Consider the following 15,464-nt stretch of genomic DNA (forward strand, 5'->3'; position numbering starts at 1 on the left):
CACTGTGCCTTGTGCTGTACTCTTGTTTAGGAACAACAGTTGCAGCGGATTTGCAAATATTTATTATTAACAGGGTTTTCTAAGATCCGAGAACAAGATTGACGTAAAACCTCATATTGTTGCCACTTAGCCCCCAAGTATTTGATATCAATGAGCTTACCTTGGGGTGTAACCCGATTAAAAACAATATGAATGTAAACGTTACTTGGATTAATATTAACAAAACAAATGTATTGCAAATCATGCCAGCCAATACCGTGAATATATTGATTAACAATTTGAATACATAATTGTTGATTTAGCTTGATATAAATATTTCTCAAACTGATGACAATATAGATTCCCAAACTCTTAAGTCTTGGTCTAGTTCCAGACAAGGTATTAAAATCGTCAATGATTTGAGTTAGAGGAAGATTAATGTCAATGAAACTACCATTAGCGAGAATATACTGTTGAGATAAAGTTTTAATTAAGTCAAAATTATCAATCTTCAATTCTTCAATAGTCATTTTCATAATATTAAAACCCGATATCAGAATGAACTTGGTCTTGATTAACCATACTGCCAACGTCTTTTGATGTCAGACCGGGATTATTAGAAACAGCTTGAGGATTTTGGGGAATGGGGAAGCGTAACTCAACTTGCTTAACTCGCAAAGCTAAATCTTGCTGAGAGGGAAATTTCTGTGTACTCTTTCTAGCTAGTAAAGTGACAATTCTTGCCCATTTAAGTTGATTGTATTTCTCAATATTTTTGAGAGTTTGAGAAATTTTAATAGTTTTTAACAGTGGAACTGAACCTTCCTTTTTATTAGCATAAGCAGGGTTAATGAAAACGCATTTACCAGCAATTAACTTAAGAAATTGAGCCGATTCAAAAAGCTTTCTAGTTTTCTCTTGGTCGCTGATACTCGTGCTATTATTTTTACCCCCAGTAGAACGGCTTTTTTGCTTGTACTTAATCTCTTCATCACCTAAGAAGCTGGAAAACAATTGCGCCGACTCGTTCTCACCAGGATTGAAGATGAATTTAGTGCTGCAAGCGCCAAGGATAGCCTTAGCAATATCCTTACCGTAATTTTTCTCAAGCTGCCCCATATTTTGGAAGCCGATAATACCGCAGAACCCCTCAGAGCGTGATTCGTTGAGCCATCTATACAGGTCAGGTAAGTAAATCGAGGGTAATTCATCCAGTGCAACGATGAGTGGATCTTTCCGTTTAGAAGCAATATTTCGAGCGATGGTCATGTGTAAGATGCTTGTCATGAGAGGCCCTGCTGCATCCCGGCGCTCTCTGTCCAACCCGAAAATAATCATTTGCTTTCCTCTAATTTCCAAAGGTAAAGTTGTCTTGCCGATGAAGCATCCTAATGTGTTTTTCGCCATGAATCGGGTAAACATAATACTGGCGGTAGCAACAATGCCTGCAACAGTCTTTTCAGATGCAGCAGAACTGAACAGTTGCCCAAAGGCAATTTTTACCCAAGGATTGAGAGAAGCAGCCATGAGGCGTTTGACCATTTGCTCACTAGAAAGTATCGCGGCGCAAGTCATAACATCTGCGAATTGACCGAACTCTTTAGCTAACATCAGAATTGCCTGAGTCAGCTGATCCCCTGAAGGCCCGAAGAAACCATCTTCAGTTGAATTGCCCAGAAGTCGGAAATTCTTATTGATAACAGTGGAAATTTGTCGGGACGATTCGGCATCACTACTATCCCGGAGAAAATCTAGAGGATTGCAAACTTCAGATTCAGGAAATCCAGGTGCAAAGATGTGAACATCATAGCCCTTATATTTAGCATAGGCAGCAACTTTCGCCTGAGAAGGGTATTTAAAGTCATAAACTATACATGGAAATTCCTGATCAATTGCCGAGTAAATCATCGGGTTAATGGCACTAAATGTTTTTCCACTACCGGGAGCGCCGATGACTGCCGTACCTCGTTGCACATCAGGAATATAAAAAGTAGTATTAGCACCTTTTCCCTGATGCTTACCAATGTAAAGTGCCGCACTATCACATTGGGGATTGGCAATTTGCAAGATGGCTTTTTTCTGAGCAGTAGCAGTTTCTTTACCACCACCCCAATAACTGGTAGCGATTTTCTTTTTGTTACCATCGCCAAAAAACACCCTCGTCAGAATATAAGCACCAAGTAAGGACAAAACTGTTAGCCCATTGGGGGTAAATAAATGATGAGTGTATTTGCCGATGCTGTCATGAGGGTTCTGCAATTGCTCAAATCGAAATCTTTGACTAGTAGTTGTGTTAGTTGTCGCTAAAAACTTGTTCATAAAGGTATTGGAAATCGAAGGTCTACAAGTTTTGCTCTAGTCGAAAATTCTTGAAGTAAAAATGTCTCTTCATTTTTGGACATTACAGTGACAAATGGCACGCTTGTTAACGGCAAACCTATTAATTAATCTGGAAGTGTTGAGGGTTGACCGAAAATAATGGGGTCTTTTTCTTTGTATTCGATAAACGGAACAGGCCCGATAAAGTATGGCGAACAGGTGCGACCAACAAAGGGAATGGTTTTGCAAATACGGAAGAACATGGCAGTTTCCATAGAACCGCTTGCTTCATCAATATCCCAAATCACTTGTTTAAATGCCGAGCCAAAAGGATTTCTACCAGTTGGTTCTTGACCATCGTTAAGCGCTTTCAAGATGCCAAAGCCACCTGTTACCTTCTGTACTTTGCCAGAAATCCATTGAGTACCTGTAGTCCTGCCGATACCTGCCACCTCTGCATGAGCGCAATTATTCTGTAGGCAAGGGACATTAAAACCTTGTTGATAACTACCAGAAATTGAGCGAGTCCGGTTTGCTTCTATGTCTCGCAGTACAATGTCAACTTTCCCGATGAATGAAAGGTCGAGTGTTTGCAGCCCTGGCAAATTATCCCAAGTGAGAGTGGACAATCCAGGTACTCCATTAATTTTGGAGTCTTGCCAATTCTCAAATCGATTAATAGATGTGTTTTGAATGTCGGAAATAGATGTTAGTGAGTAATTTTTTAAATTTATTACTCTTCCTAATTGAACGTCACGTAAACGAGAATTTCGGCTGGCGTTACCTATTGTGCCCCCAGTAATTCCAAATCTTCTCAAAAAATCGCTGACAGGTTTAACACTTATGACATTTCTATTACCTAAGCTAGGGATCGCTTTGGTTAAAGATGGTAAAGTTTGCCATTGAGTTAATTGGAAATCATCTAATGTTAACCTATTTAAATTGATTCCTTGTACTAAAGCTATGGTTGAGAGATTTAAATTTTCTATTGCTAATTGAGGTGTTTCAAAATCTCCTAGTTCCATAAACTCGCTAATGCTTTGTCCTGCCGTCCAGGTTCTAGTTTCTGTATCTCTTGTGCCTGGGTAGGTAACACTGCCACTTTCAGAAATAATCATGTCGCTGAATTTGAAACGCGACCAATCAGGAGTAAACCCATTAGGGGAATTGATAACGGGTACTTGTGCAGAAGCCTTGGGCAGCAAAAAGCCTACAAAAGAGTTCAATAGCCCATATCTTATGAAACTATGAATCAATAAGCTACCTACTAAACCAAAAAAAATGAAGTAACGTAAAGCGTTATCATTGAGTCGTAAAGATGATTTCATAAGCCATTACCTTGTGTTAAATTATCAGAACTATTACTCAAAGCAATTAATTTATTAACTAAGTCTTGAGATACAGAAGCCTTATTAGTAGCAGTAGAAATGTCATCACCTGCTTGTAAATAACCGATTAACTTTTGCAACCGTTGGTGTAGTTCATCTTGCTGATTCATCCATCCACTTTTAATAGCGACAACAATACCGCCTCGAATTTGGTTAATTGTTTGCTGTGTTTTAACTAATGATTGCAATTGAGGTTTCGGGGCTGTTTGTTCTCGTGCCACATCAAGAAGGATCGTTACCTGACTATATTTAGGAGTGCCATTACTTGTTGCTAGCCGAAAACTGTAAGTCTTGCGTTCACCAGAGGATAATTGTGTAACTACTGTTAACAAAGTGGTAGATGTTTGCGGAATTCCGGGAATGTTCACTCTCTCGATCCGCCGCAGATGAATCAGCCCAGCGCCGGGGTTAGAGCAATTCTGATCCAGTCCCTCTAAGCAACCATCTGTGTCAAGCAGAATTTGCGATGGGTCGTCTAACCAGACTTTTTTGATAGTTTCGCCAAGCTCGTAAAATGAAATTGCTACACCGTGACCATTCCAAACGTTGATAGTTTGTAAAATTGCACCTTGGCCACTAGCTTGAGTTTGTTTGATGGTGCGAACAACTGGTGCGGCAGGTGCGGCAATTATGGATAGTGGTACACAAACAACTGCGAGAGCCAACGGTATACCAATCAAAAAGTTTTTCATGGCAACTCCAGAGTGCGATTCACTAAAATCGTGACTTTAGTATCTTTGGGTATATACAAAATATTGCTCCCAGCAGCAATTTCTGTATTGGCAGTCTCGGTACGTTTCCCCTGAATGTCACTCAGTTTCCCAAATGCACCCTCTAAGAATGCCCCCCCTATATCACGTCTAGATGATGAACTACTTGAGGTGTTGTAGCTATTGCTAGAAGAATTGATGATACTGGTGGTATCTGATTGGTTCAAGACCCCACCAATTTTACCTAAGCCGCTAAACAGACCCAACATTATATCGTTGGACACCTCCCCCCCTTTGTTTTGGTATTTCTTCGCAATCAAAGGTTTGGCCCCATCTCCTAATACTGAAATTGCTCCTAGAGCAATTGGATATTCATTGTTGTCTTTAATGATGCTCGTGACTTGAATATTTGCATAGCCGCCGCCATCTACTGAAACTAACTCTACCGCTAATAAACTATCAGCAGCGATCGCTACTTCACCTTCATTGTCATGCAAATCTTGAGTCAGTTTAGCGACGAATCGTTTATTAGATGGAATTTGTCTTTGCTGACCCTGAGGTGCAAGTTGCTGTTGTCCTATTACTGGGGTTATCAAAATCCCGCTCGCAAATTCACCTACTCTCAAGTAACGAGTTTGTTGACCGTCAAGTATTTGTATTTCTTGGTCTAGATATTTACCCGACTTAGCTTGAGTTTGGGCTTGCCACCTGGGGCGGATTTTTTCAATTGAGTCGGTTGAGTTTTGCAGTGTGCTTTGGAGAGGAGTATCATTCTCTACATTCTGAAAATCAGTTTGATCAGATACACTTGGTTGATTTTGTGCCGGGTCTAATGAAGGGGTGGTGCTAGTTTCGGCATAAGCGATTTTGCCATAAGAACCGATGGTACGGAGTTTGTTCAATTGCTCAAGTGGATCTTGGGGCGTGAGTGTCCGTGCTGCTATAGAGGGTCTTGGAGAAAAACTCGTGTGTGCTGGTGGCTGAGTGTAGGTTCTTCTAGGTTGTGGTGCAGTCTGAGTTACGCGACGTGGTTGTGTATTTTGAACAGGACGTGGCGCAGGTCGTGGAGATGGTGGGCTAGATGGCACGACCTTTTGGTCTACTGAAACTGGTACTGGCGCTGGTTGGTCTTTTTTATTTTTGTTAATGCGACCTAACTCATATTCAAGATCCGACAGAGCGAGTTTTGCACGCGCATCACCGTCTCCCTCATCACTTTCTTGGGCTTGTTCAGTGGTGGGTATTTCCTGCGTTTTCAGAGCAATCTTTGGTGCTGGTGCGGGATTGAAAACACCATTGAGCATCAAAAATATAGCTAAAAATCCAACTCCAAAAGGGACAGCAATTATTGCTAGTCTTGACCAAGGAGAAGTGACAAATGTGTGCTTAGTCGGTACTAATAAACTTTCCGGTTCTGGTGCTTTATTACCATTAGTTTTATTAGCATCATCTATTTTAAGCAAATCCTCTAAAGTCGATACAGACCCATTTTTATTATTCTCTTCACTCATTTCTTTCTCCCGAAGTTTAAATCTACAATTTCTGTAATTTCTAATCCGGCGCGACGGGCTGCATAAATCTTCTTAGCTAACTCAGTGGTATTAGCTGGGATATATTCTGGATTAGAAATTGAAGAAACTGTAACGGTTTTGTTGAAAGCAATTCCTTTACCTGAGTTATACTCACGCTCAAAAGTTACCAGTGTACCAATAAAATCTATTTCCCATTTCCCTGATTTAATTTGGCGTGGTTGGGATATGAATCTGGGAATTAAAGATACTTGAGTATCACCATTGAATACACCTGTCGGAGTGATTGATGCTAATTTCTTGAGAAAGGCGGGGCGAAATCCTTCATTTTCACTTAAAGCAAATGCAGCATCATAGGCTCTAGTCGTAACCTTACTATTAGATTTATTATTAAGTCTACCTATTTCTACCCCAGTATCTTGCTTAGTGATAGGTTCTCCTTTCTCATTAAATGTTTTTACTAATCCATCCCAATTAAACATAGTAATAAACGTATCAGATACAAATTTTTTAATTACTTCATCAGACCGTTCTTTTGGGTCTACTGCTCTAGCGGCAATTGTCTCTCCTGATGAGAGTTGTACCAGGGCTAATTGCTTTTGATTTAGTATGCTGATTGCCCCATAATTCAGGAATTGTAATAAGAGGGAAAATCCCGCCATTGAAAACCCAACTAAAGAGATTATTCCTACTCGTGTTGTTACATATTTGTTGTAACTAAGTAATTGTAATGGTTCTTTTGGTTGAGTTTTATTTTTTTGATTCAGCATAGGTTTTATTTAGCTAATTTCCCGACTAAACTACCACCTTTAGTAGCAACCCCTTTAGCAACCTCAATGGCAATCCCACTGTAATTTTCAGCAGCTTTATTAATTTGAACTAAAACAGAAACGCCACCACCAGCCGCTAAACCTGTAGCTAAAAATGGCGCAATTATACCAATTGTAAATAGGAAGAACATTGGCTGATAAGATTTAGAATCAGCGACTAGTTGCCCGGCGAAACCAACAATGATATTGAAGCAGAGCTTGCCAAAACCTACACTGAAATATCCTACTAACCAACTGTAAATTGATTTAGCTCCGTAAGGTAGCAGAGAACCACCAACAGCTACAGGCCCCAGCAGTGCTGTTACGAGCATAGTCAGTTCAATTCCCCATTGATAAGCCCCATTCATCCCGACTAAAATTATCGTAACTATGTCAGTAACAGCAGACCCAACAAAAGCATTAATGGGAGATAAAATTAAATCAATTCCATTTGCTTGACCATCTTTAACATCATTAAAAGCATCGATAGCGCCATCAACCGCATCTATAAACCAAGAAAAAACTCCATCATTTTTTAAAAATTTATCTGGATATTTTTTGGTTAAATCTTCTTTAGCTTGAGCCAAACAGTTTATTTGTTCTTGTTGACTTAAAGATGAATTTCTACATTTATTTACAGCAATACCAATAGCGCTACGTGCTGCTTCAGTTCCCAATGCACTTTCAAATGCTTGCTTGAGGTCAATTCCTGCCGCCGCTTCGCTAAGAACTATATTATTTACATTATTAATATAGTTTCTAATCCCCAAAGTTGACTTTCCTAGTACATTCCCCTTATTGCTGAGTAAAACAATTACTATTAACGGCCAAATCAAGTCTGTATAAGCTCTTTGTTCTTCCCCCGCCATCATTTTTTTTGTCCATTCAACGACGAAGAAAGTTAGTGTTGCTATAGCGAATAAAGCTCCGACTGTACAAATTGCTGAATAAACACCACCTGTAATAGTTTCGTTCCAAAGCTCATCAAATCCTTGCGCTATTGAAGCTGCATTTTCTTTTGCTAAATCAGCTAAATCGCCCCCTAAGAGTTTGGCTAGTAAAAACATGATTTGAATCCTTGCTCAATACAGTAATTTTGTCTGATATTTGAACGCTAATTGATTGTTTGTATAGGAGGGAAAAGCTCTTGTAACTTTACCTTTTACTGTGGTTCTATACCCTTTTAATCAGTCAGCAGAAGTAGGATCTAGCCGTGCATTAAGTACGACTTCATGTAGTAGAGACAATCTGCCATCTTCTTCGGAGTTCTCCTTTTTCCGTTGGGAGTCAAGATGATCTGCCACTTGCGTCAGCATCAGGTTAGAGTAAGCATTGTCCTGTCGGGCTGATAAAGAATCAGTACGCTGCTGTGCCAACATTGACACAATTAAGCCGTTCTGAGCGGCGATCGCTTTGAGAACGTTTTGAGAGGCATCCATGTTCTGAGCTTCATCAGAAATATCTTTTGCTTGCTGGGCGATTTGTGCAGTAGTATCAATCTTGGCTTGAGTTTTTTGTTGCCCCGTAAGGCTGACGACGCTAGCGACAGAAGCCAAAGTAAGTTGACGCTCTAGTTCTTGTGCGTTCTGTTGAGCAACAGGATAAGAATAATCGTCCTTAAGTGAATCCTTCAATTGATCAGCTGAAGCAACTGGGTCAGGCGCACCCAATTGTCCGATAGAACTATCAATTGCCGCATTAGCATTTTCCGTCAGGTCAGCCCAAGCACTGTTAATCTCATCCTTAGCCCATGCTTGAATTTCCGAAACTTCTCCTTGAAGATCCGATACGATAGAACTAAAAAAATCGTTGATGCTGATGCCATAGCTAGGTGCAGCAATAAATAAGCTGACAAAAGTCGCAGAAGCTATCGCACTAAGAGTCAATTTCTTCATGATTGGTTTCATCTTACGCCACCTGCTTTAAATGTAAATTTGAGAGCAATGTTTTAGCCAATTCTGACAACTCTTCTCCCCGAATCATCCTGATATAATCCTCAGAAAATTTGATTAAACCGAGCAGAGGATTATCTTTGTATTCCTTAAGAAACAGAGTACGCAATTCCTGCTCATTTGGATTATTTGCAACTGAGGCTAATAAACAGTAAGCAGGATAATAGCGACAGAAAGTTAGCTTGCCATTATCGTCAAGCAACCATTGTGAATAAATTCCCGACTTTTTGGGATAAAAAGCTTCAGTACTGTTGACCCTGATGATTTCAGTAGGATATTTAAAGCGAACAATAAACGGGTCAACGGCTGATGATTGAATCCTGCCTACTAAACGTGTAGTGATATTGGCAAATATCTTCTGTGCAGCTTTGCTCTGATATATAGTCTCTGGTTCTTGGGCAGAGATGATGACGCGGATACCAGACTTAGCACCATTGGCACACAATCGCCCAATCAACGAGGCGATCGCATCGAATTGAAATAAGATTGGCGCTTCATCAAGGAAGAAGATGCTGGCTTTTGATGATAATGCACGACGTAATGCAGCAGCATAGGCACTAAGAGCGAGTATGGCAGCATCAGCTTCACTTGATAAATTACGTAAAGCGAATACTAACAATTTGGCATTAGTTCTAAAACTGGATGGGCGTGAGATTGATTGTCCTACCCTGGTACTCAACCAATAATTTATTCTCAGCCTGATTTGCTGCAAGGCTTCGGAAATTTCTTGACTCTTACTAGCAATAGAATCTAATTGTATGAAAGCTGGAGAACAAAAATTATAAAAATCTTTGAGCGTCGGAGTTTCGCTCCAATATTGAGTTCCAAATCCAAAATGTATTGCTAACTTGTAGCGCAATTTAATTTCGTCATCATTAAAAAATGTTTTCAAACTCAGAGCAATGATTGACTCAATATTGGTGGTAATCGTTGGGCTGACACCAATCATGCTCGTTCCTATCACCATTGTCATCAGCACTGATTTGAGAAATTCCTTAAAATCGTTCAATCGCTCATTTCTTAGTTCTGCATCCAAAGAGCGCAAATCAGGTAGTTCAAAGAGATTGTTTGATTCAGAGGAAATATCGAAGTATGCCCCTTCCTCACCCAGCAGATTTGTGTAGTCGGTGAATGTAGAAGTACCATCTGGTTTGGGATAGTCTAGCGCCACCACCGGAATATCTTGTGCAAGCGCCGGGGTAAGAATACCTGCCACCAGCACAGATTTACCTGAACGAGTTGCGCCGAAGACTGCCAAATTCTTATGATTCTGGTATAAGTCTAGATGTACTGGTGTGCCACCTTCTTCTGCGATTAGCTCAAAGCCACTGCAATCGCCTGTGGCAGTCCTAATCAACGGCATCAGCCCTGGTGCTTCGGAACTAAAATATGGCAGTCGGCGGTTAAAAGGCTTGGTTAACAACGGCTCCCAAACAAATGGACAACACTGCAACCATGTCTTCCAAGCGTATTCTATTTCTCGGTCAACTACCGCCGGACGCAAGAAATAGCTGGCAAGATATCGGCAAGCTTCGTCTAATTCCCTAATAGTTGGGCGGTGGACGAGGAAAGCAACTGCGGTATGCACTACAACACTACCTTTATATATTGTCTTCTGCGCCTCTACCGCTTCTTCAATATTCATCCCTGACAAGACATCAATATTTCCTTTATCTGTAGATAAAGAAGTGCTGGTAATTGATTGTTTGGTAATGCGTTGAAGATTTGTTTTAGAGATAGTTTGATTTGCCTTTGTTACCTGACAAATAATTTCTGTATCATAAATACTATCTCTAGAGATTAATTCCCACAAATAACGTAATTGGGCTTGTTCGTCATACCATCCCCCTGGCTTTTGGCTGAAGTTGAGCGCCCCAATATATTTATTTTGTAGCCTTACCCATTTTCTATCGAAAAATGGCACAGACTCCTCATTCTCTAACATCTGGTGACGGATGTGAAAATCACTCGTCTGAGTTTCTACTATTCCATCTATTGGGTCAATTTTTAATGGATTAGGGATTGCCGGGGGAGTAGAGCGATTAAACTGTTGCCAAATTGTCTCCCAGATTTCTTCAGCACTTAAAACCTTAATCCCCAACTTCATCTTGTTGCCCAGGATAGCTGACCACTGTAAAAATCCATCGTTAAATGAATTTTGCAGAATATTTTCAATTCTAGTATTGTTATGGGCGTGAATTTCACCTGTAAAGCGAAACCAGCCCTTTTCTAATTTTCTAATAATAGATTCTATAAAATCCTTAGACCGTTCATCGTCATCAATAACAGTGTAAGTACACCATAGTCTCAAAAACTTATTCTTTCTAGCTCCACTTTGCGTTAGTTTTTTAGTCCTTAATCTTTCACTACGTATTAACAATTTTAATTGGTCAATATGACAATTACTCTCTAGCTTGGACAGTTCTTGTTGTCGGTGATAATCCGAGGTAAAAGAACCTAAATGTATTGTTAAGTTTTCCCCTTCGGGAATTTCTTTTAGCCCCGCTTCTATCCCCTCAAAGATAGGCAGCATTTGCGATGATTGTAAATTCGGATGAATCCCTAAACAATCAAAGCAGAATTTGATTTGAATATTTTCACCTTTTTTGAGAATTAATGCGCCTACGCCCTGCCTACCTCCTAACTTTAGGTCACAAATGCCCGCTAAATGGATAATATCTTCAAAGGGAGTGAGCATTTTCACAACACTAATCTGCTCGTTTTCTAATGCGACTTTACCTAATTTATCTTTAGCCTGATTAGAAGATTTTGGCATAACTTTACCAATAACTGAAATTTAACTAGAACTTAGAACTTATTTTTCTGACGACTTCTGTTGTATTGATTGAAATTTCATATATCCCCTACTAATCCGAGGGACGCTGACGAATTTACCGAAAAAGTCTTTATTTGTAGAAATTGTCCACCATGTTGCCCATCCCCAAGCAATACTTAATCCTGTACCTAACCAACTTGTTTTCAGTAGATAATTAAAGATAAATACATTGACTACTGCTATTAATGTCCAGGGAAATATTTGGTCGGCAGGGAATGGCCCTAGTCTTGGTCTTTCTCCTAAAATCCGATTTACTGTCCGAAAATCATGCTTCTCTGACATATTTATCGATTTAATAAAGAGTTATCAGCTATTAATCCAAATGCGTATTTATCAATAACTGATAACCCAAAGAGCTTTTTTTACTGAACAATCAAACCAGTAATTAAATCTCCAACAAAAACTGCCATAACTATGATTAATGGAGTTCTTGCTAGTGTCTGCCAGTCTTCATCATTCCGGGCAGATTGAATAATCCGAACTAGACTGATACCAACATATAATAGGAATAAAGCTCTCAATACATTGAAAAAAAGTGCGATAACTGCTGATGTTTGTCCATTGCTGACATTACCAAAAGTGTTGGTCATCCAAGTTTGAGCATTATTGAAAAACTGAGCATTAGCTGGAGCCGCCGCAAAATCAATTAGACAAATTACTGCTAACAGCGCAAACAAGACAGCATAGAGATTAACTCCATACTTTCGTTGTAGTTTATCGAAGTTAGTAAATAATGCTTGTGACTGTTTCGGCAAGGCAATGACGATGGCAGACGCAATCATAAATCCACCCATCAATATATTGTGGACGGACATCTCTGCTATCATCAACACACCAGTCACACTCATGAGTGTAAGTGTGCCTTTTTTTGCCCTGTCATTCTTAGAGTCAGGTAAAAGTGTTGCTGTTGCTGAAGCAGCAAAATCTGGGCATCCGTAGTCAGTACGCATCTGCTTTCGTTCTCCTGAACGATGTCTTGAGGGATACGCACATTCTTGAATAAGTCAACCCTAAAATCGACGTACTCTGGTACTGAAAAAAACAGAACTGTAGTACTAGAGCAATATTTCTAACATTAATAATCTATATAGATAAAAATTCTTTGTTGTATTATCAGTCTTTGTGCTTGATATATTCACATCCTTAATCGCTTGTTAGTATAAATATTTGTACAGCCTCTTCAGTAAGTGTCAAATAGGGGGGATTGACTATTGGCTAGTTTTATGATTTGACATATCGAAATTAATTTTAACAAAGTTTGGGGGTTTAAGTCCCCTGCCTAATTAAAATCCCCGTTACAAAACGTAATTGCGAACTTGTACTGAGCGTAGCCTCTCCAAGAGTTGTATTGCGTTAGCGGAGCGGGGCGTTAGCAAGAGTGCGAATTGCGAATTGCGAATTGCGAATTGTTTAAGTATCCCCGCTTTCCATAAATTGAACTTTCCCTTCGATACCTCACCATGTTTTGCATCATAACTAAAAACTGTTAAAACTTGATTGCATGTATAGAACAAATATGTATAATACTTGCAGCTTGTACTTCAGCATTTGTTAGAAGTAGATATTTGGTCAAGCAAGGAAATTGGGAATTAATTTTCATAATCATTTGTTGGAGTATTTATGAGTAAAAGAAAAATATTTACAGCACTTGTTTCAATAGGTGTAGGACTATGCTTAGGAGCTTGCCAGTCTGATGCGGACAACCTTGCTCAGGCAGAGAATGATTATGGGGCTAAGTACAGCTTTGCATTAATTCGTAGCGAATTTCTCCGTCATCTGGGTTACTGTATATGACCATTTGATGGGTTGGGCTGAATCATTGTGACGCACAATAAAATCAGTGATACGTTGCTGTAAGGTATCGAGATCAGGAAAATCATTTGGAGTCAGTAATTTACGTTGTAAAATGCTGAACCAAATTTCAATTTGATCTAACCATGAGGCATATTTTGGTAGCCAGACCACTTCCACCGTAAAATTCCAACCGTCCTCTTTTTGCTTCTGATTCAACCAAGCCTGTAATTGTTTTGGAGCATGGGTAGAGCCGTTGTCGAGGATCAAATAAAGATGGCGCACACCCCGACGAATAGCTTCTGGTATCAATACCTCTAAAAGAAATGCTTGAAAATCAAGAAATGTTTTTGTTGGGCGACAACAACCATAAATTAGACCATCAGCAACGCTCAAAGCTGCAAAAAGATGTGTTGCTCCTTTTCTGGCATATCTGGCTGCAAAGTGAACTGGTTGTTTGACACCTGCCCCCTTGTTAGGATGTAGACCTTCTCGTGCTTGAATAGAAGTTTTCTCATCCACGCACACCACCCAGAAGCCAGCTTTAATCAAAAATTTTGCCTGAGCATACAGTTTAAGTACAGGGGTTGCTTTGGCAACAAAATTATCATCAATCCGATGCATCCAAGCGTGAAACCGCCAAGGTTTTATCCGCTCAGATTTAAGCCATCGCCAGACTGTTGAAGTTGCTATGGATGCTACAATGCCTAGTGTGATTAGATGTGACGCAATATCACTACAACTCCACCTCGCCAAGGGAAGATCAAAATCCGTTGGTTTGCTGCAAGCGATCGCAGTAACTTTTGCTCGTATAATTGCTTCAAATATTCGAGGACGACCTGGACGGGGCGCTTCTTCTAGACTACGAGTTTGACACCAACGTTTACGCCATTTCCGAACTAGGGCTTGTGAACAGCCGATGTTCTGAGCAATTTGAGCATCTGTCCAATCTAAATTTTCAGCAGTTGTAAGTATTATTTTGGCTCGTTTGACTTTGCTTTGCCCTGTTTTTCGGGCGTTTGCTTGCTGCCGCAACAGTTTTTTTTCATCTTCTGTCAGTTGCACAGAGTAAGTTTTTTGCCTGCCAGCCATAGTACCGAATGCTTGAGGGATAGTCCACCTATGCTCACCTTACCCTCAACAATTTACCCCTGTCAATTCGCTACGAATTTAGGCAAAGCTGTACTAAGTTAACTGATGTGCAAAGCCAAAAAGATAAGGAAGTACAGGAGCAAATAAGGCAATATCTAGAAGAGACACCTAACTTATATAGAATAACTTGGAAGGTATGCGGAGATTATAGAAGTAGGAAGCGGGATGGAGTAAGATGTAGCGAAACTAAAATTCCCAAAACTAAAGGATATGTTGATCCCGTTTACGTCTGGGCAGCTAATGGGGTGCAGTTTGTTAATAAGCAACACTTTGTTAATAGCTATTGGACTACAGGATTGTTTGTCAAGTCTAAAGGATGCTTGAACTCAGGTAAGCCAGAACAAGAGCAATTTTATAATGTAAAAAATTTCACCAGAGATAAAACGAATGCTGTTCCTACCGCAGCAAACGTGAAGATTGAAGCTCTGTTAAAGCAGGAAAAGCAAATAGTAGTAGAACTTGCCTTCAAGGACGCAGAAGCAGAAAATTATGCGCTGACAAATTTCGGTGTGTCAGCAACCACAGGATTAATACCCACTGGGAAAACTTGCTTGACTCTCGAAGAATGGAAGAAGACACAATCGTAAAAATCAGGCACAGTCGCTTCGAGCGTTCGCAGTTCAGTCGCGGCGACTTCCTCCATCTCCAGCACAACCAACCAACGCAAGTCTTGTCTAATTCTTTCTTAGATAAAGAAAATAATTTAACTTGTTGACCCCTTGTCCCCTGCTTGCGGTAAGTTAACTTTAACCCCAGTTGGTCTAACAACAACCCCAACACCCAAATCGGTTTGGGGTCAGAGGGAACAGTGAAACCCAAAATTGCTTTGATGTGAGCAGCGCAGTCAACAGCGTTCGCCAACATATTTAATAGATGTTGGTCGTCAGCAGTGATTTCCTTACCAACGACGAGTCGAGAGAGAATGTGATGCAGCCGAGCGGTTGTATTCACTTTCTCCACCGCGCCGAGTAGTTGCCCCAGTCAACGCAATTCCCCAAG

13 protein-coding genes are annotated in these 15,464 nt (G+C 40.1%); 1 reads left to right on the forward strand and 12 read right to left on the reverse strand.

Annotated features, from left to right (window positions below):
• Window positions 1-26: 26 nt before the first annotated feature.
• From LC653_RS13010 to LC653_RS13065, 12 genes are all read right to left on the reverse strand, one after another.
• Window positions 27-509 (reverse strand): relaxase/mobilization nuclease domain-containing protein, encoded by a 483-nt coding sequence (locus tag LC653_RS13010; RefSeq protein ID WP_229494874.1) that lies wholly within the window; start codon window positions 507-509, stop codon window positions 27-29.
• 10 nt (window positions 510-519) lie between these two features.
• Entirely contained in the window at window positions 520-2,298 is a 1,779-nt protein-coding gene (locus tag LC653_RS13015) for a type IV secretory system conjugative DNA transfer family protein (RefSeq protein WP_229494875.1), read from the reverse strand.
• 125 nt (window positions 2,299-2,423) lie between these two features.
• Window positions 2,424-3,626: a hypothetical protein gene (locus tag LC653_RS13020; RefSeq protein ID WP_229494876.1), complete on the reverse strand. Its 1,203-nt coding sequence runs from the start codon at window positions 3,624-3,626 to the stop codon at window positions 2,424-2,426.
• Window positions 3,623-4,378, reverse strand: coding sequence for a hypothetical protein (locus tag LC653_RS13025; RefSeq protein ID WP_229494877.1), 756 nt, complete (start codon window positions 4,376-4,378; stop codon window positions 3,623-3,625). Before LC653_RS13025 ends, LC653_RS13020 begins: the two co-directional genes overlap by 4 nt.
• The gene (locus LC653_RS13030; protein ID WP_229494878.1) at window positions 4,375-5,907 is read right to left on the reverse strand and encodes a TrbI/VirB10 family protein; all 1,533 of its coding nucleotides are present in this window, start codon (window positions 5,905-5,907) and stop codon (window positions 4,375-4,377) included. Before LC653_RS13030 ends, LC653_RS13025 begins: the two co-directional genes overlap by 4 nt.
• Window positions 5,904-6,695, reverse strand: coding sequence for a hypothetical protein (locus LC653_RS13035; protein ID WP_229494879.1), 792 nt, complete (start codon window positions 6,693-6,695; stop codon window positions 5,904-5,906). Before LC653_RS13035 ends, LC653_RS13030 begins: the two co-directional genes overlap by 4 nt.
• Before the next feature lie 5 nt (window positions 6,696-6,700).
• On the reverse strand, window positions 6,701-7,801 hold the full coding sequence (locus tag LC653_RS13040; protein WP_229494880.1) for a hypothetical protein: 1,101 nt from the start codon (window positions 7,799-7,801) through the stop codon (window positions 6,701-6,703).
• A gap of 120 nt (window positions 7,802-7,921) precedes the next feature.
• Entirely contained in the window at window positions 7,922-8,641 is a 720-nt protein-coding gene (locus tag LC653_RS13045) for a hypothetical protein (protein WP_229494881.1), read from the reverse strand.
• A gap of 1 nt (window position 8,642) precedes the next feature.
• Window positions 8,643-11,462, reverse strand: a complete 2,820-nt coding sequence (locus tag LC653_RS13050) for a putative type IV secretion/conjugal transfer ATPase (RefSeq protein ID WP_229494882.1) — start codon at window positions 11,460-11,462, stop codon at window positions 8,643-8,645.
• A gap of 39 nt (window positions 11,463-11,501) precedes the next feature.
• Window positions 11,502-11,804, reverse strand: coding sequence for a hypothetical protein (locus LC653_RS13055; protein ID WP_229494883.1), 303 nt, complete (start codon window positions 11,802-11,804; stop codon window positions 11,502-11,504).
• A gap of 80 nt (window positions 11,805-11,884) precedes the next feature.
• Window positions 11,885-12,472, reverse strand: coding sequence for a hypothetical protein (locus LC653_RS13060; RefSeq protein ID WP_229494884.1), 588 nt, complete (start codon window positions 12,470-12,472; stop codon window positions 11,885-11,887).
• 799 nt (window positions 12,473-13,271) lie between these two features.
• The gene (locus LC653_RS13065) at window positions 13,272-14,405 is read right to left on the reverse strand and encodes an IS630 family transposase (protein ID WP_229494885.1); all 1,134 of its coding nucleotides are present in this window, start codon (window positions 14,403-14,405) and stop codon (window positions 13,272-13,274) included.
• Window positions 14,406-14,512: 107 nt separating this feature from the next.
• On the opposite strand from LC653_RS13065, the gene LC653_RS13070 reads away from it, so the two are divergent.
• Entirely contained in the window at window positions 14,513-15,052 is a 540-nt protein-coding gene (locus LC653_RS13070; protein ID WP_229494886.1) for a hypothetical protein, read from the forward strand.
• The last annotated feature ends 412 nt before the right edge of the window (window positions 15,053-15,464 follow it).

It is taken from the genome of Nostoc mirabile CHAB5784, assembly GCF_020829645.1.
In the GTDB taxonomy this organism is placed as follows: Bacteria; Cyanobacteriota; Cyanobacteriia; order Cyanobacteriales; family Nostocaceae; genus Nostoc; species Nostoc mirabile.